We start from the raw sequence: 17,332 nt of genomic DNA on the forward strand, positions 1-17,332 counted from the left end.
CTTTTCCCGAAGGAAAAGATCCGCTCGACTTGCATGTATTAGGCACGCCGCCAGCGTTCGTCCTGAGCCAGGATCAAACTCTCCATGAAATGGTTGTTTGACTTGCTCAAACTTGACTAGCTATTTTAAAACTTGTTTGAATCGACGTGATTCATTTGTTCAGTTTTCAAAGAACTTGTTTGTTTGTCACATTTTGTCGGTGACAAGATGTTATATTATCAGCTTCTCAACTCGTTGTCAACAGCTTGTTTCACATTTGTTTTTCAACTCGTGTGTTTCAGTTGTCTGCGCCGTGTCTTCCGAAGCGACAAGAAATAATATACCATGTCCGATTTTGAATTACAACTTGTAATAAATGACATTTACATTTAGTTGCATTAAAAAAGCGCCGCATGCCTTTTAAGGCATACAGCGCTTATCCATTCTAGTCTTCGCCTAACAAACGAATCAGTTCATCCTCGTCTTCGATAACGGTAATCCCAAGATCCCGTGCTTTAGTCAGTTTACTGCCTGCACTTTCACCAGCAATGACGAAGTCCGTCTTCTTGGAGACGCTGCCGCTTACTTTCGCACCACATGCCTCGAGTTTCTTAGCCGCTTCATCTCTCGACATCTTCGACAATGTTCCGGTCAGAACAACGGTCTTGCCGCTAAAAATGCTGTCTTGGCGTACAACGGCAGGCTGATCGGCTTCCGCTTTTACACCAAGCTCTCGCATACGAGCTATACTTGCCGCAATAATGGGATCCGCAAAATAGTTGACTATGCTGTCTGCTACGATCGCGCCTACATCCTGAAGACCAACAAGCTCATCAGCTGTTGCTGTCATCACACCATCCAGGCTTCCATAATGATCGGCCAGCATTTTAGTCGTAGCCTTACCGGTGTTAGGAATGCCAAGTGCGAACAAGAAAGCGGCCAAATCGCGATCTTTGGACTTCTCAAGTGCATCTAACAGCTTACGTGCTTTTTTATCACCGAAACGATCCAGCTTGATCAAATCATCGTAGCCAAGGGCATAGAGGTCTGCCGGATCATGAACATTACAGTCCGCATACAGCTGCTCCGCTGTCATGATGCTGAAAGCCTCGATATCCATCGCGTCGCGGGATGCAAAATGAGTAATACGTCCAATAATTTGCGGACGGCAGCCGAGCTTATTGTTACAGAATAGATGGGCGCCGCGCTGCTCAAGCCCAGTTCCGCAAGAAGGACATTCGGTTGGGAACACGATCTCTTGCCCTGGCTCGTCATCTACTTTGCCTAGTATCTCTGGAATAACATCATTGGACCTGCGGATAGATACAAGCGTGCCAAGAGCATATTTCAAATTCTTCCGCTCAATATCTCCAATATTGTTCAGCGTACAGTTTTGAACGGTTACGCCTGCAAGTTCCACGGCTTCAACTCGTGCTACCGGTGTGATTTTTCCAGTACGGCCAACTTCCCAAGATACAGACTCCAGCACCGTTGCCGCTTCTTCCGCCTCAAACTTAAAGGCGACAGCCCACCGCGGGAATTTGTCCGTATAGCCAAGCGCTTCCCTCGTACGCATATCTACGAGCTTCACGACGGCACCATCGATTAAAAAGTCGAGACTGGTACGCATTTCAGTTATATGCACTAACTCCGCCTGTACTTCTTCAATCGTATCGAAATAGGAAGCATACGGATTTACTTTAAATAAGTTATCTTTCAGGAATTGCTGCATTTCACGATGATTCGTAAACGAGATTCCTTCCGCGTGTCCAACATTATAGAAGAAAGCATTCAGCTTTCTCTCTGCCGTTACTTTCGGATTCAGGTTGCGAAGTGCACCTGCTGCGGCATTACGTGCATTCTTAAGCGGATCCACTGCCGTTTGGTTATAGCTCTCCAAGACTGACAGGTTCATAATGCCCTCGCCTTGCACTTCAATGATCCCATCTCGGAAAGGAATAGTTAACGGAACAGAACGGATCGTGCGCACCTGCGCCAATATCCCCTCGCCTACTGTGCCATTCCCCCGTGTAGAAGCTTGGATGAGCTGTCCATTCTCATAAGTCAGGTTTAGGGTAAGACCGTCGAACTTCAGCTCAATGACATAACTCGGTTGTGGAAGTGGCTCTTCCTCTGGATGCTTTGCATTATAATCATTAATGCCTTTAAGTACCCGCTGATTCCAAGCGAGCAGATCCTCTATGTCCTGCGCCTTATCAAGGCTCCATAAACGAGCCCGATGACGGTGAGGCTCAAAGCCTTTTAGCAGCTCTCCGCCTACCCGCTGTGTCGGAGAGTCCGGCAGCACAACACCTGTTGCTGTCTCAAGTGCTACCAGCTCATCGTACAGTTTATCGTAGTCAGCATCATTAATAGAAGGCCGATCAAGTGTGTAGTATTGATAGTTATGAGCGGAAATTTCCGCTGCAAGCTCTTGCATACGGGTCACTTGCTCAGGCGTAGCCGTCTGATTGTCCATGGGAGGGTCCCATCCTTCCATTCATTAAACTTTCGTTATTGGTGCAAAACCGGCCAATAGCCGTTTGACACCTACTGGCGCTGGGAAAGCGATTTGGAGTTCCATGTCATTGCCCGTTCCTTTGACGGAAACAACTACACCTTCGCCCCATTTACCATGTGCAACTCTGTCACCAGCAGTAAACAGTCGGTCAGCACTGCCGCTAGCGGCAGCGCCACCTTGTACGGCTTTCGCTGCTGCGTCAAGCGGTGTACTTACGCGTACTCCCGCTCCCGATGGACCAGAGGTACGTGCTCCCGCGCTAGCTGCACCGCCAAAGGATGGTGTGCGTCCTGCTCCAAAGCCAGCGGTGCTGCTGCTTGAGCCAAAGCTCGGGCGACTGCCTCCGCCAAAGCTGCTTCCAGAACGGCCAATGGTACCGCCCGGTGATGCCAGTGTCTTGACATGGTCCGGCAATTCCTGCAGGAAACGAGAAGGCATATTGGAGCTGGTACGACCGAATAAGGTCCGCATGCGCGCACTGGTCATATAAAGCTGCTTCTCTGCACGAGTGATCCCTACATAAGCAAGTCGTCGCTCTTCCTCCAGCTCCTCATTGTCATTAAGCGCACGGCTGTGCGGGAAGATACTTTCCTCCATCCCGATAATGAATACAACCGGGAACTCAAGACCTTTGGCACTATGCATTGTCATTAGAACGACCGCGTTATTGTCTACCACTTGGCCTTCCTCGTCTTTATCCATCGAATCGATATCAGCAATAAGAGCCAGATCGGTCAAGAACGCTACTAACGTCTTGTCATCGTTCCGTTTTTCGAAATCCTGCGTAACGGAGAGGAACTCGTCAATATTCTCGAGTCGAGCCGTCGATTCAAGTGTCTTCTCACGCTGCAGCTCTATGCGGTACTGCGACATTTCCAGCACCTTTTCGGTCAACTCAGTCACTGACAAGTAATCAACCATTTGCGTCAAGTTATCGATCATATCCCGGAACTCATGAAGCAGCCCTTGCGCACGTGCATTCAGATCGATCCCTTGCAAATTGCCGAGTACGTTATAGATGGATGTTCCTTGGCGTACAGCTTCTTCAGCAAGCTTCGCAACTGTTGTATCGCCAATCCCCCGCTTCGGAACATTAATGATCCGCTGCAAGCTGATATCATCGTCTGGATTCGAGATTAGTCTAAGGTAAGCAAGCAAGTCCTTAATCTCTTTCCGATCATAGAACTTGATACCGCCAACGATCTGATAAGGAATATCGGACTTGATGAGAATTTCCTCTATTACACGAGACTGGGCGTTCGTCCGGTACAAAATCGCATGATCCTCGTATTTACGTCCGTTTTTCACATTCTTACTGATTGTGCCGGTTACGAAATAGCCTTCATCATGTTCAGAATCCGCCTGGTATAACGTAATCAGATCGCCTTCCCCTTGATCGGTCCACAGCTTTTTCGCTTTACGACCCGTATTCAGCTTAATAACAGCATTCGCCGCATCAAGGATATTCGAGGTTGAACGATAGTTCTGCTCGAGCATGATCGTCCGAGCTTCCGGATAGTCATCTTCAAAGTTCAGAATGTTCGAAATGTCTGCTCCACGCCAGCGATAGATCGACTGGTCACTGTCACCAACAACGCAAATATTATGATGTTTGTCCGCCAGCATACGGCAGAGCATATACTGGGCACGGTTCGTATCCTGATACTCATCGACGTGGATAAAACGGAATTTGTTCTGATAGAATTCCAGCACTTCCGGCATTTCCTTAAATAACTCAATCGTCGTCATGATCAGATCATCGAAGTCAAGCGAGTTATTGCTCTTCAGCCGCTTCTGATACATCTTATATACCTTCGCCACAATATCAGTGAAATAGTCGCCTGTCTTTTGCTCGTAACGTTCCGGCGACAGCAGTTCATTCTTTGCTCCACTCATCGCAGCCTGCACAGATTTAGGCTCTATCTTTTTCACATCGATATTAAGTTCCTTCATACAATTGCGGATAACTGACAGCTGATCTGCGGAATCAAGAATCGAGAAATTAGAGGTAAAGCCAATTCGGCTGATATCTTTTCTGAGAATCCGTACACACATGGAGTGGAAAGTCGATACCCATATATCTTGACCAGACGGCCCAATCAACGCGGCAACCCTAGCCTGCATCTCTCTTGCTGCTTTATTTGTAAAGGTAATGGCTAATATGCTCCAAGGAGCAACCCGCTTCTTCTCAATTAAATAAGCGATACGATGGGTAAGCACGCGCGTCTTGCCGCTGCCTGCTCCCGCCATAATAAGTAAAGGTCCATCCGTTGCCTGAACGGCATCTCGCTGCGGAGGGTTCAGCTTCTGTACGGCTTGATCGATATTAATCGGATTAAACATGAATGTACTCCTTAATCTTTGGTATAAATTTTTAATTTAAGTATAGAACTGTTCGTATTTGTTCGCTCTTTATTGTTAGTGTAGACAACGGCTTCTAAAGTGTCAATTTACAAATAAAAAGCTATTCCTAAAGCTTTCAAAAACGCTCTCGGAATAGCTCTGTGCTGCTTCATATTACGTAGTATAACCTTAATCTTAAGCTTACTTCATCAAACACATCTTGTTACCGGATAACTGCACGAACAGCCTCGACCGTCGACAATGCGACCGTCAGATCGGTGTAGATGATATTTCCAACGACAATGGTATCTGCATGTTCGGCAGCAAGACGGGCCGTATCCGCATTATGAATGCCTCCGCCATAAAACAACTGCGTTTCATGAGCAGCTTCCTTCGCTGCACGAACAAGTGCCATGTCGCCAAAACGCCCGCTGTACTCGATATAGATGACCGGCAGACGCATGAGTCTTGCTCCCATACGAACATGAGCAACCAGCGCCGCTTCGTCCAGTTCTGTTCTAGCACCAGTGACTGCTGCAGCTGTCGCTTCGCTGTTAAGGATAATATACCCCTGCGAAGCCGTCTCTTCCCATGGAACAAAGGAACCATATTCCTTCAGCCCTTCAATTTGGCGGCCGATAATCCATTCCGCCTTGTCCGTATTGAGGACAATTGGGACGAAATAGCCGTCAAAACCAGGTACCGCACCGTCAATTGTCGATACCTCGAGGGCACAGTCAACCTCATAGCGGCGAATGCGCGCCATGAGATCAACCGTATTTTCAAACGTAACGCCGCTGGAGCCGCCAACAATAATAGCATCGGTTCCGGACATACAGATGGCATCCAGTGCATCATCTGAAATTTCCTTCTCCGGATCTAATTTGAACACATGTCTCCAGTTGCTGTACCATGCTCCATTCATGCGATGGTTCTCCTTATTTCACGAGCTGCCCGCGTGTTACACCGAGCTGGTTCGTTGCTTTTAACGTTTTCCATACTTTCGTACCGCTAATACGGCCATCTAGTGCATCCCGGTATAATCCAAGCACTTCACGTACTTTGTCCGGCGTTTCTTCCAAGAATTCAACGCGGAAGGATGGTACGCCAAGCTCAAGGAAGTTGCGGATATATTCGGAGCCCGATTGCTCAATTGCATTGTACACCGTATTACGGCAGCCTTCGTCTACACGTACGGGATGCGACATACCAATACGGTCCTGAAGGGATGCACGATGATCTTCACAAGGACGGCCACAGTTCGTATAGTCCGTTCCTTCGCTCATGAAGGTACAATAAACGCAATGCTCTGTATGGAACATCGGCATGTGCTGCTGGATAACGACCTCCAGACGGGAAGTATCCGATTTCTCCAGCATATCGACCATCTGCTGAATGTTCAGGTCATACGACGGCGTAATGAGATCAAGACCCGCATCAGCAAATACTTCAACTGCTTTATGATTCGCCACGTTAAGTGAGAAATCACCGATCAATCTCGGGAACGGTTTATCGGGATTCTCTGCACGCGCACGCAGGTAGTAATACAATGCACCCGTATTGCGCACAAGCACCGCATCCGGTTGAAGCTTCAATATATTCGCATGGTAGCCGTTCTCTCCAGGCATATGAATGCGAGGCGTAGCAAGTGCAATCGGTTTTCCAGCGCGTCTTGCTACTTCAATAGCAGCAGGGAACTGCTTAATGAATTCAAAGTCGGCATAGATCATCTCTACGTTCATTTGAACGGCCGCTTCGACCTGCTCCAAATTACGGCAAAGAGCCGTCAATTGGGGTTCCGCCACCTGTTGTTTGGCTTGTTGTGCTGCTGCCGTGTTAGGAACATCATCCAAAGGATCAATCAAGTACTTCACATAGATCGGCGGCTTCGGACGCTCGCCCGTCAGCTTCTCAACAGCTTCACGACGCATCCTGTTCAGTTCACGAACCGGTACGATTAGTTCACCCTCGAGTGCAACTTCAATCTGGTCCAGCTGATACAAGGTACCACCAAGACGACCAAGCTGATCTTCAAGCAATGCTGCATCCATCGGGCGCTTATTCGCTTGCTCAAGCATAAGCTCAGATTCAACCGCAACCGTAACACCCTTCTGAACATCCGTCCACCAAGTACGAAGCGGCTCGCCTGCTGCACCGGATACCTTCAAATGCAGAGGGAATACACGGTACGGCTTCTCAGTCTCGAAAGTTGTACGTAGGCGTCTATCTAATGCAGGGTCATTGGTCTTCCAAATCTTATCCCCAACATGCACTTTGCGAAGGTCTACGTCATTACGTCCGGCTACAAGCTCAAGAAGAGTTCCTTCCTGTGCTTCGCCTTCAATCTTCTGACCATGACGGCGAAGATCATAGACACGTCCGCCTTCTTCCTTCTTCGTTGGATCCCCAGCGTCAAATACGATACCGTCGCCGCGTTTGAGCGGAGCTTCAAGGCGGATCGTTACTGCATCACGAAGAATACGTTCAACACGGCCAAGATATACGCCGCGGCTTTTCGGGAAGGTCCCGTCTACCAGTTGTTTATTGTTTGTTCCTGTCAGGAAGCCATGTGTAAAGCCGCGGGAGAAGCTTTGCTGCAGCTCACGGATCTCTTCCTTCGAAGGACCTGTAAGGTCACCAGCAAAATAGCTGTCGATCGCTTTGCGGTATTTACTTACTACGTTCGCCACATATTCCGGGCTTTTCAGGCGGCCTTCAATTTTGAAGGAAGTAACACCCGCTTGAATCAATTCAGGAATCAGATCAATAGCCGCAAGATCCTTAGGAGATAATAAATAAGCGACATCGCCCATCGGCTTATGCTCCCCATCAACCATTAGATCGTACGGGAGTCGGCATGCCTGCGCGCATTCACCGCGGTTCGCAGAACGTCCGCCCCACATTTCTGATGTTAAACATTGGCCCGAGTAGGATACGCAAAGCGCACCGTGTACGAATACTTCCATTGGAAGCTTCGCTTGCTCACCAATCTTTTGAATTTGCTTCAAGTTATTCTCGCGCCCAAGCACGACACGTTCCATACCAAATGGCTTCGTGAACTCCACTGCTTCTGGCGAAGTAATGGTCATTTGAGTAGAGCCATGAATCGGGAAATCCGGAGACAATTCACGAATCATTTTCACAAGACCTAAATCCTGAACGATAACCGCATCGACACCGGCATTAATACACATCTCAATTAATTGCTTAGCATCACGAAGTTCATCCTCGAATACGAGAATATTAAAGGTCAGAAAACCTTTTACCCCATACGTATGAAGAAAAGCCATAATCTCAGGCAGTTCCTCACTTCGGAAATTGTTCGCACGAGCCCGGGCATTAAACTTCTCTACGCCAAAAAAAATGGCATCCGCGCCGTTAGCTACTGCTGCACGCATGCATTCCCAGTCGCCGGCCGGAGCCAGCAGCTCGATATCCTCTCGCTTTATATTAATCGTCATTCGACATTCATTCCTCCAATTGTAAACCTGCTATTGCTAGTTTAACAAACCACGGCACTAGATGCCACCACCCAATACTGGCAGGGCAGAGAAAAGAAGCCGATTCTCTTAGTTGAGAACCGGCTCCTCTGTGAAATGATGTTGCGATTATTGGAACTTGATCGATTTTACAATAGTATCAAAACCGTTAAGAGCCGTAGTTGTTGCATTGGCGTTATTAATAGTAAAGATAAACGCCAGTGTGTTGCCGTTGTGTTCAACAAGGTAGAAGATTTCCGTAGTCGGAATTCCGTCTATATCCTCTTGAACTGAGAAACTGCTGACAGACGTATTGCCTACAGAGAAGACATTACCTCTAGTGACTGAAAGACCATCTTCTCGTAAGCCTTGTTGAACAGCATTAGATACACTTGCAACATCAGCATCTTCAATCGTTTGGATAATCAACTGACCGTAATCACTGATATAAGCTACAGCATCTTGTTCAAAATCAGTGTTCACACCCAGCCAATGGGCAGGAAGATCGATAGAGTAGCCATATTTAGTACTTCTCTTCGTGTTGACTTTTGTACGGTCAATGTTATCAGTATCATCTTCGATCTGGCCATAATTCTTGTCAATATAAGCCGTATCGATATCTACTGTTGCCAATGTGGATTTAAACAACGTATCGCCTTGGGTACCAAGCTTCGAATCATAGTTGAATTCAAGCGCATAACGATAGTTACCTACGACCAAGAACACTTCATTAGCTGTGTACCATGTTTTTTGGTCATAGGAAAACTCATAAGTAAGAACAAGAGCGTTGCCATCCTTCATAACAATAGAAGAGGTTTTTTCATTTTTAATATAATTAGGCAGGAAATCCTCATGAAGCTGCTTTTGTACGCGAGCGAGCCATTGCTCTGCCGTGTCCTGTGCCTGCAATGATGAGATCCCGAAGGAGAAGAACCCGTTCTCACTTACATACATAGGGTTCGGGCTGTTCTTTACACCATACCAGCCGGCAGGCAGTTTAAGAGAAAGACCAAACTCTTCATTATTGATCGACATGAGACCATCTTTTACTTTGGTAATGTCCTTAATTGTACTATCCGACTTATCGAAGGAAGGAACAAAGCTGTCTAACAAGGACTGGTATGGATCAAGAGATGTTTTTTCTTTCCCAACTACACCTACCATCACGAAATAGAGCGTTTCGCCTTTTTGAGTAGCGCGATATTCAAACAGCATTCCTTGTTCAGATGATCTTGTTACCATTTTCTCAAAGCTTTGGCCGTTAACCGTAATCGTACGTTTATCGATGACTACCTCATCACTTGGCAGCCAATCCACAGAAATCTTATCACGGATCTCGGTGCTGGTCAGAACATCTGTCGCATGTTCAGTCGATACGATTACACTCGATTCGCTGGTTGTGCTGCCCCACTCCGCATAGGTTCCATCATCACTTTGTGCAACCAATAAAAGCCCTGGAGGGTAGTTCATCGTCCATCCCAGGTAGCTGTCGCCAAATTTGGTTTTGCCGTAGTCAGGATCCAGGTTTGTCGAGCCTCCACCTGAGTTACTGCTGCCTGACTGTGCAAGTGCACCTGTAATAACGATTTCATTGGTTTTCTTATCTCTACCGATCTTAGCTCCAAAAGCCTCAACGATTACTCGAACAGGTACCATCGTTGTTCCCTTGATAATAACTGGCGCAACAGCAACGGTTTGATTTTTACCGTTTACCTTCACAGTCTTGCTGCCGATCGTTACAACGACAGTCTTGTCATTGTAAGTAAGCGTAATAATCTTGTTGTCTTGCAGCTTCAACTTAGCGCCAAATGCTTTCGTAATTACACTAAGCGGTACCATCGTTGTTCCACTTTTCTCAAATGGAGCCGTCAATACAGACGATTGTTTTCCGTTAATCGCAACATTTGTACTGCCTGCCTTCAGGCGGACTTCGACCGCACCACTTGTTGAATCAGCTGCATAAGCCGCTGCTGGTACGATTGTTGCAACCAGAAAAACAGCTAATAACATAAATACAAATCGCTTCATTCTTAATGCTTTCATTCTCTCTACTCTCCCTATTATAAATAAATAGAATTATTATGCCGTAGTCAGCGTTAGTTTACGGGTAACCAAATCGCCATCAATCATCATCATAATTTCAATCTGCTGCCCAGGTAGATACGATTTCAAGAGCTCATTCAGCTCTACGATAGATGAAATCTGATGACCTGCAACGGAGTATAAAACATCCCCAATTTGAACTCCTAGTTTCTTGGCAGATTCCGATTTAACAGAAGTCACCGTCAGGCCATCATCAGTCGGCAGACCAACAATAGCTGCATAGCTTTCTTCCAATCCTACTCCCAAGGATGCACGTTTTACATAATCGTACTTGAAGAATTGTCCGGTTACATAGGAAACGGTATCAATTGGAATCGAAAAGCCCATGTTATCGATACCTTCATCCACAAACTTCATGGAATTAATTCCGATCACTTCGCCTTTCATATTCACGAGTGGACCGCCGCTGTTACCAGGATTAATAGCCGCATCGGTCTGCAGCAGCCTGTAGAACGACGAGACCGAACGGTTCATACCGCTAAGAATACCTGTAGTAGCCGTGTTGCGAAGCGAGAAAGATACTGGAGTTCCGATTGCAATAACCGTCTCTCCAACTTTCGCTTGCAGAGGTGAGGCAGCAAACTTAGCAACCGGCAGCTTGGTCGCATTAATTTTGACAAGCGCTAGATCGCTTACCTCGTCAACATTGCTTGTCTTCCCGCTGTACTGCTTACCATCCGCTGTAACAACAGTAATATTGGTCATGTCTTTCACGACATGAGCGTTTGTCAAAATCCATCCATCTGATTTCATAATGACGCCTGTCCCATGTGCTAAAGCATACCGCTGATCGCCTCCATTTACTGGCTTGCCAATGATTCCGACAACGGAAGGCGACACCTTGCTGATAATAGTTGGAATATCGGCAGGCGGTGTGTACGAATAGGTCTTGGATGATGCATCATAAGTCCCTGCGCCTCCCAACGTCCCCGTGAGAGATGAAGCTTTTACATACACTTCTCCATTAATTTTGGTTGCACTCATTTTCATTGTTCCGGGACTTGCTGCCGTTCCCGCTGCAAACGCAGAACCAGTCACCAATAGTCCTCCCGTTAGGACGATGGCTCCTGCCCGAATCATACTACGCTTCACTCTATCACTCTCCCAGATCCAACAAAAAAGAGAATCCCATATATAGGAAACACTTTCCTAAATGTATCACGCTAAGATAGTGCACAACAAGAAGAATTTGTAATAGATTTGGTAAAAATCGTGAAAATAGCCTATTAAAATAATTCCCATTCCTTATTGCGAAAAATTCGACTAGATTCAATAGCATCGTTTAATTATTTACTCTTGTAGATCTTGCTTCTGAGGTTTCTTGTCCTTTGCAGGATAAAACATTGCAGCAAGGAGACGACGCTTTCATTTGAATTGCTTTGTTTATATGCGATTTTGGTTTTTCTTTTGTAATTATGAGGTATCCCGTGAAGGAGGATGCTATAATGAGGACAAACAAACCATAGGAGGGTATTATAATGAAATTAGGCGTATTTGCTGTACTTTTCTCACAAAAACCTTTTGAAGAAGCACTCGATTATATCGCTTCTAAAGGTCTAGAAGCAGTTGAACTTGGAACTGGCGGTTACCCTGGCAACGCACACTGCGATCCAGATGTTCTGCTTGCTGATGCAGGCAAATTGAAAGCGTTTAAACAAGCGGTAGAATCACGTGGCCTGATCATCAGCGCACTTAGCTGTCATGCTAACCCACTTCATCCGCAAAAAGCAATCTCCAGTGCAGATGACGCTATTATCCGTAAAACAATCGAGCTTGCTAACCGTCTGGAAGTCCCAGTGGTAAATACATTCTCCGGCTGCCCTGGCGACCATGAGGATGCAAAATATCCGAACTGGCCGGTTGCTCCTTGGCCAAACGATTTCCAAGATATCTTGAAATGGCAATGGGAAGAAAAAGTTATTCCATATTGGTCTGAAGTTGGCGGAATCGCTGAACAAAGCGGTATCAAAATCGGCCTCGAGCTGCATGGCGGCTTCTCCGTTCATACACCTGCTACTCTGCTTCGCCTTCGTGAAGCTGCAGGTAAAGCAATCGGTGCTAACCTTGACCCATCCCATATGTGGTGGCAAGGAATTGACCCTGTAGAAGCGATCAAGATTCTGGGCCGCGAAAATGCGATCCATCACTTCCATGCTAAAGATACAACAATCGACGTTAACAACGTAAACAAACATGGTCTGACAGATATGCAATCGTACACAATGATGCTTGATCGTGCTTGGCAGTTCCGTTCCGTTGGCTTTGGTCATGACCTCAAAACTTGGGCAGATATTATCAGCACGCTGCGCCTTGTTGGTTACGACTATGTTGTCAGCATCGAGCATGAAGACGGCCTGATGTCCGTTGAAGAAGGCTTCTCGAAAGCTGTTCAAAACTTGCAGCAAGTTTTGATTAAAGAGCCTGTTGGCGATATGTGGTGGGTTTAATTCTTTAGTGGTGGGATAGGGCATTCGCTGCGCAAGAGCATGTTTCTTCCGATCGACCGTTGTCTGTGGATTTCTTTAATTAACCGCCCAGCGGTTGAAATCCACATACAAAAGCGAACGCTACGCTTCTCCAGAAACATGTTCTCGCTCCGCTCACTCATCCAACCAAAAGAATTAAAGATGAGAGTAGAAAAATAGCCTGCCTGGCTTTATGCCGGGCAGGCTATTTTTATTGCTGAAAGATACTGCAATAATAAAAGTTACTTTATGACAGGGTCTCCCACTTCGCCCACATCTCCTGTGGGTTGAGTTCGTAGATTTCGTTTTCGCGGAACATGAATTGATGCATGATAAATTCTCTGCGGAGTGTTGCGAAATCTTCGTGATAACCTTTGATGAATTCGTTAAGCTCTTTTTCGGTGTATTTACGATCCTTGTCGAGCTGTGAGACGATATACTCCAAGACGATGAGCTTTTTCTTGAGCTGCGCTGGGATCGACTTCAGCTTGCCGGCAGCCGTAAAGAAGTTCTTGATCACGGACTGCTTCATACGATCTAAATCTTCGTTCATTTGCTCTGCCTCTCCTTTCCGATTTGTTTGCCTGTAAATCAAGTTTGCCGTTGCATTCGAACCGTTCTTAATGAAGTAATCATTCAGGGAGAAATATATGGTGTTCTTATCTCTGCGCTCATTAATCAAACTCGCTTCACGCAGCTTTGCTGCATGATGAGTTACGGTTGCTGGTGTTACTCCCAGCTTCTCCGCCAGCACTTGTCCGTTAAGCTCTCCTTCTGCAAGCAGAATCAACAGCCGAATTCGTGTCGGGTCAGCCAGCGCTTTATGATAATTGACGACTTTATCTAATTGCACAGGTTTTCACTCCTCGTTAATCATTATATTTAACATCCATCAAATTAGATACTTGTTAAAACAGATAGTAATGGATTACACCAAAAAAGTCAATCTCACAAAATAAAAACGCCAGCCCATTATGACCCTTTCGGATCATCGGACCAGCGCTCTCTATAAAATAATAAAGCCTGCCGTCAAATCGGCAGGCCTTCCTATTTAAGCCATCCAAACTTTAAAGATCATGATGTAATCAATGTAAGCAAACAAGGCAAGCGATACGAATGTAAATCCGATCGCGAATACATTTTTCTTAGAACCAGCTCTCAATAAACGTACAAAACCAATCAAGATCAAAATGGTAAATGCAAGCATGAACCAGTCGAATGTGTTGATATTGCTAGTCGATTGTGCTGCCTCTTCTGCTGCCAAAAACATCGAGTGGACCCCCTTTTATTCGCACGTAGCCTATATTACCTCTATGTTATCTTCAAGTGGCAAATGATGCAAGTCCGATTCAGCTTTCGTAACAACTTTGTCACCTTTTCCCACATTTTGAACCTATATATCGTAAATGTAACTACTCCATTATGCCCTGCAAATATAAAATGTCCATCTCTTCCATCATTTATAACTACTTTCCTATTGAAAATAACATAAAGGGACTCTCCTTTAAGATACTTAAAGGAAAGTCCCTCTGTAAGTTCTAACTATTCCACTACTCCAGCCGCTACACTTTCTTCTGCGGCACGGTACTTCTTAACGGTCCGTTCGCGATCCCGCTCCATAATCGGCTTCAAGTACTTGCCGGTATAGGAACCTGTGACCTTCACAACATCCTCTGGTGCACCAGTTGCAACAATTGTTCCGCCGCCATTGCCGCCTTCTGGACCAAGATCAATCAAATAATCCGCTGTCTTAATGACATCCAGATTATGTTCAATAACGAGCACCGATTCACCTGAATCGACCAAACGATGCAGAACGGTTAAAAGACGGTCAATATCATCAACATGAAGCCCTGTTGTTGGCTCATCCAGGATGTAGAGCGTCTTGCCTGTGCTGCGGCGATATAACTCAGAAGCCAGCTTCACACGCTGCGCTTCACCACCCGACAAAGTTGTAGCCGGCTGGCCTAAAGTCATGTAGCCAAGACCAACATCAAGCAGCGTCTGCAGCTTCCGATGAATACGAGGAATGTTCTCAAAGAACTTTGTGCCATCTTCTATAGTCATTTCCAGCACTTCCGCGATATTTTTACCTTTGTATTTCACTTCAAGCGTCTCGCGGTTATAACGTTTCCCTTTGCAAATCTCACAAGGTACGTACACATCCGGCAGGAAGTGCATCTCGATCTTGATAATGCCGTCGCCTCTGCAGGCTTCGCAGCGGCCACCCTTCACGTTAAAGCTGAAGCGGCCTTTCTTATAACCACGTACCTTCGCTTCATTCGTTGTCGAATAAAGGTCACGCACATCATCAAATACGCCTGTATACGTAGCTGGGTTGGAGCGAGGTGTACGGCCAATTGGCGATTGATCAATATCAATAACCTTCTCCAGATGCTCGATACCACGCAATTCCTTGTAATCGCCAGGGCGAACCTTTGCTTTGTTTAAGTCGCGTGCCAGTGTCTTGTACAGGATCTCATTCACAAGTGTAGACTTACCAGAACCGGATACACCAGTTACTGCTGTAAAAATACCAAGCGGAATCTTCACGTTGACGCCACGCAGGTTATTTTCTTTTGCCCCACGAATCTCCAGCCACTTGTCGCCGGTACTGCGGCGCTCCAGCGGAACATCGATAAATTTCTTCCCGCTCAAATATTTGCCAGTAAGTGAATTATCGTCATTCATAATTTCTTCCGGCGTCCCTTCAGCCATTACCATTCCGCCGTGAATACCTGCGCCTGGACCAATATCGATGATATAGTCCGCTGCCAGCATGGTATCTTCGTCATGTTCAACAACGATAAGCGTATTGCCAAGGTTGCGCATATGTTCAAGCGTCTCAATAAGACGGTCATTATCACGCTGATGGAGACCTATGCTTGGCTCGTCCAAAATATATAAGACTCCCATTAGACTAGAGCCAATCTGCGTTGCCAGACGAATACGCTGCGCTTCGCCGCCAGACAAGGTTCCCGCTGCACGGCTCATCGACAAGTACTCTAAACCAACGTTAACGAGGAAACCAAGACGGCTGTTGATTTCTTTCATAATCAGATGCCCAATCTTCTTCTCTTTCTCGCTTAGTTCAAGTGAATCGAAGAAACGCTGCGCTTCACCAATTGATAAGGAAGTGACAAACGAGATGTTCTTCGCGTTAATCGTAACGGCCAAGCTTTCTTTCTTCAAGCGATGACCTTTACAGGTACCGCATGGCTTCGCGCTCATATAAGCTTGGATATATTCCCGTATGCCCTCTGACGCCGTCTCACGATAACGACGCTCCAGGTTATGCACGATGCCTTCGAACGGAACGTAAGCTTCCTTACGATGTCCAAAGTCATTCTCATATAGGAATTTTACCCGCTCCCCGCCTGTACCGTACATTAGCTTTTTCATTTGCTCCGCTGTCAGAGTCGATACTGGAACATCCTGCGGAATATCGTAATGCTCACATACCGCGCTAAGGAATTGCGGGTAATAGTTAGACGTACTACCAGCCCATGCTTCGAATGCCCCTTCATTAATCGCTTTGCTTGTATCCGGTACAAGCAGCTCAGGGTCAACGATCATCTTCACACCTAGTCCATCACATTCCGGACAAGCACCGTATGGGCTATTGAATGAGAACATACGTGGTGCAAGCTCCTCGACACTAAAGCCGCATTCTGGGCATGCCAGATTGGAGCTGAACAGCAATTCTTCCTGATCTATAATATCAACAATAACGCGGCCATCAGCCAATTTGAGAGCCGTCTCGAGAGAATCCGCCAAGCGGCCTTGAATATCCGGCTTCACAACGATCCGGTCGATGACAACCTCAATGTTATGCTTCTTGTTCTTTTCCAGTTCAATCTTCTCACTAAGCTCACGAAGTTCGCCATTTACCCGAACCCGTACATAGCCTTGCTTCTGAGTATCAGCAAGCAGCTTCGTATGCTCGCCTTTACGTCCAGAAATAAGTGGAGCCAGAATTTGCAGCTTGGTCCGCTCCGGGTATTCCATAATCCGATCGACCATTTGTTCTACCGTCTGCGATGTAATCTCAATGCCGTGTTCAGGACAATGAGGTTTGCCGATACGCGCATACAACAAACGCAAATAATCGTAGATCTCCGTTACCGTACCAACCGTGGAACGCGGGTTGCGGCTTGTCGTCTTCTGGTCGATGGAGATCGCCGGCGAGAGCCCTTCAATGGAATCAACATCCGGCTTCTCCATTTGACCTAGAAACTGCCTAGCATAAGCTGATAAAGACTCGACATATCTACGCTGGCCTTCCGCATAAATCGTATCGAAAGCAAGCGAGGATTTCCCCGAGCCGCTTAGACCTGTCAGCACAACAAACTTGTCACGGGGAATCGTAACGTCGATATTTTTCAAGTTATGGGCTCTTGCCCCTTTAATTACAATCTTGTCACTAGCCACTTCTTCGTTCC

General features: G+C 46.4%; 10 protein-coding genes and 1 rRNA gene. 1 reads left to right on the top strand and 10 read right to left on the bottom strand.

What is annotated here, in order from left to right:
• From FHS17_RS23500 to FHS17_RS23530, 7 genes are all read right to left on the bottom strand, one after another.
• Nucleotides 1–89, bottom strand: a 16S ribosomal RNA gene (locus tag FHS17_RS23500); the annotation flags it as partial.
• A 335-nt stretch (nt 90–424) separates the two neighbouring features.
• Complete coding sequence (ligA, locus tag FHS17_RS23505; RefSeq protein ID WP_167280908.1) at nt 425–2,458, bottom strand: NAD-dependent DNA ligase LigA; 2,034 nt, start codon at nt 2,456–2,458, stop codon at nt 425–427.
• Between the two features lie 24 nt (nt 2,459–2,482).
• Complete coding sequence (gene pcrA / locus FHS17_RS23510; RefSeq protein ID WP_167280909.1) at nt 2,483–4,843, bottom strand: DNA helicase PcrA; 2,361 nt, start codon at nt 4,841–4,843, stop codon at nt 2,483–2,485.
• Between the two features lie 223 nt (nt 4,844–5,066).
• A complete protein-coding gene (pcrB, locus tag FHS17_RS23515) occupies nt 5,067–5,768 on the bottom strand; it encodes a heptaprenylglyceryl phosphate synthase (protein WP_167280910.1) in 702 nt (233 codons plus the stop codon).
• Between the two features lie 13 nt (nt 5,769–5,781).
• Entirely contained in the window at nt 5,782–8,304 is a 2,523-nt protein-coding gene (locus FHS17_RS23520) for a U32 family peptidase (protein ID WP_167280911.1), read from the bottom strand.
• 147 nt (nt 8,305–8,451) lie between these two features.
• A complete protein-coding gene (locus FHS17_RS23525) occupies nt 8,452–10,365 on the bottom strand; it encodes a copper amine oxidase N-terminal domain-containing protein (RefSeq protein WP_167280912.1) in 1,914 nt (637 codons plus the stop codon).
• Nucleotides 10,366–10,401: 36 nt separating this feature from the next.
• Complete coding sequence (locus tag FHS17_RS23530) at nt 10,402–11,517, bottom strand: S1C family serine protease (RefSeq protein ID WP_341805906.1); 1,116 nt, start codon at nt 11,515–11,517, stop codon at nt 10,402–10,404.
• Nucleotides 11,518–11,903: 386 nt separating this feature from the next.
• On the opposite strand from FHS17_RS23530, the gene FHS17_RS23535 reads away from it, so the two are divergent.
• Entirely contained in the window at nt 11,904–12,872 is a 969-nt protein-coding gene (locus FHS17_RS23535) for a sugar phosphate isomerase/epimerase family protein (protein ID WP_167280913.1), read from the top strand.
• A gap of 265 nt (nt 12,873–13,137) precedes the next feature.
• Here FHS17_RS23535 and FHS17_RS23540 read toward each other — a convergent pair whose 3' ends face one another.
• The 3 genes from FHS17_RS23540 to uvrA form a co-directional block, all read right to left on the bottom strand.
• Nucleotides 13,138–13,743 carry a metalloregulator ArsR/SmtB family transcription factor gene (locus FHS17_RS23540; RefSeq protein ID WP_167280914.1) on the bottom strand — a complete coding sequence of 202 codons (606 nt, stop codon included), beginning with the start codon at nt 13,741–13,743 and terminating at the stop codon, nt 13,138–13,140.
• 198 nt (nt 13,744–13,941) lie between these two features.
• Nucleotides 13,942–14,160 (bottom strand): hypothetical protein, encoded by a 219-nt coding sequence (locus FHS17_RS23545; protein ID WP_167280915.1) that lies wholly within the window; start codon nt 14,158–14,160, stop codon nt 13,942–13,944.
• A 272-nt stretch (nt 14,161–14,432) separates the two neighbouring features.
• Nucleotides 14,433–17,321, bottom strand: coding sequence for an excinuclease ABC subunit UvrA (gene uvrA, locus FHS17_RS23550; RefSeq protein ID WP_167280916.1), 2,889 nt, complete (start codon nt 17,319–17,321; stop codon nt 14,433–14,435).
• Between the last annotated feature and the right edge of the window lie 11 nt (nt 17,322–17,332).

It is taken from the genome of Paenibacillus lupini (assembly GCF_011761355.1).
Classification (GTDB): domain Bacteria; phylum Bacillota; class Bacilli; order Paenibacillales; family Paenibacillaceae; genus Pristimantibacillus; species Pristimantibacillus lupini.

What these genes read in the sequence shown, in the direction of transcription:
- FHS17_RS23525 (WP_167280912.1), bottom strand. Translation starts at nt 10,365, where the DNA reads ATGAAAGCATTAAGAATGAAGCGATTTGTATTTATGTTATTAGCTGTT.
- FHS17_RS23535 (WP_167280913.1), top strand. Translation starts at nt 11,904, where the DNA reads ATGAAATTAGGCGTATTTGCTGTACTTTTCTCACAAAAACCTTTTGAA.
- ligA (WP_167280908.1), bottom strand. Translation starts at nt 2,458, where the DNA reads ATGGACAATCAGACGGCTACGCCTGAGCAAGTGACCCGTATGCAAGAG.
- pcrA (WP_167280909.1), bottom strand. Translation starts at nt 4,843, where the DNA reads ATGTTTAATCCGATTAATATCGATCAAGCCGTACAGAAGCTGAACCCT.
- FHS17_RS23545 (WP_167280915.1), bottom strand. Translation starts at nt 14,160, where the DNA reads ATGTTTTTGGCAGCAGAAGAGGCAGCACAATCGACTAGCAATATCAAC.
- pcrB (WP_167280910.1), bottom strand. Translation starts at nt 5,768, where the DNA reads ATGAATGGAGCATGGTACAGCAACTGGAGACATGTGTTCAAATTAGAT.
- FHS17_RS23520 (WP_167280911.1), bottom strand. Translation starts at nt 8,304, where the DNA reads ATGACGATTAATATAAAGCGAGAGGATATCGAGCTGCTGGCTCCGGCC.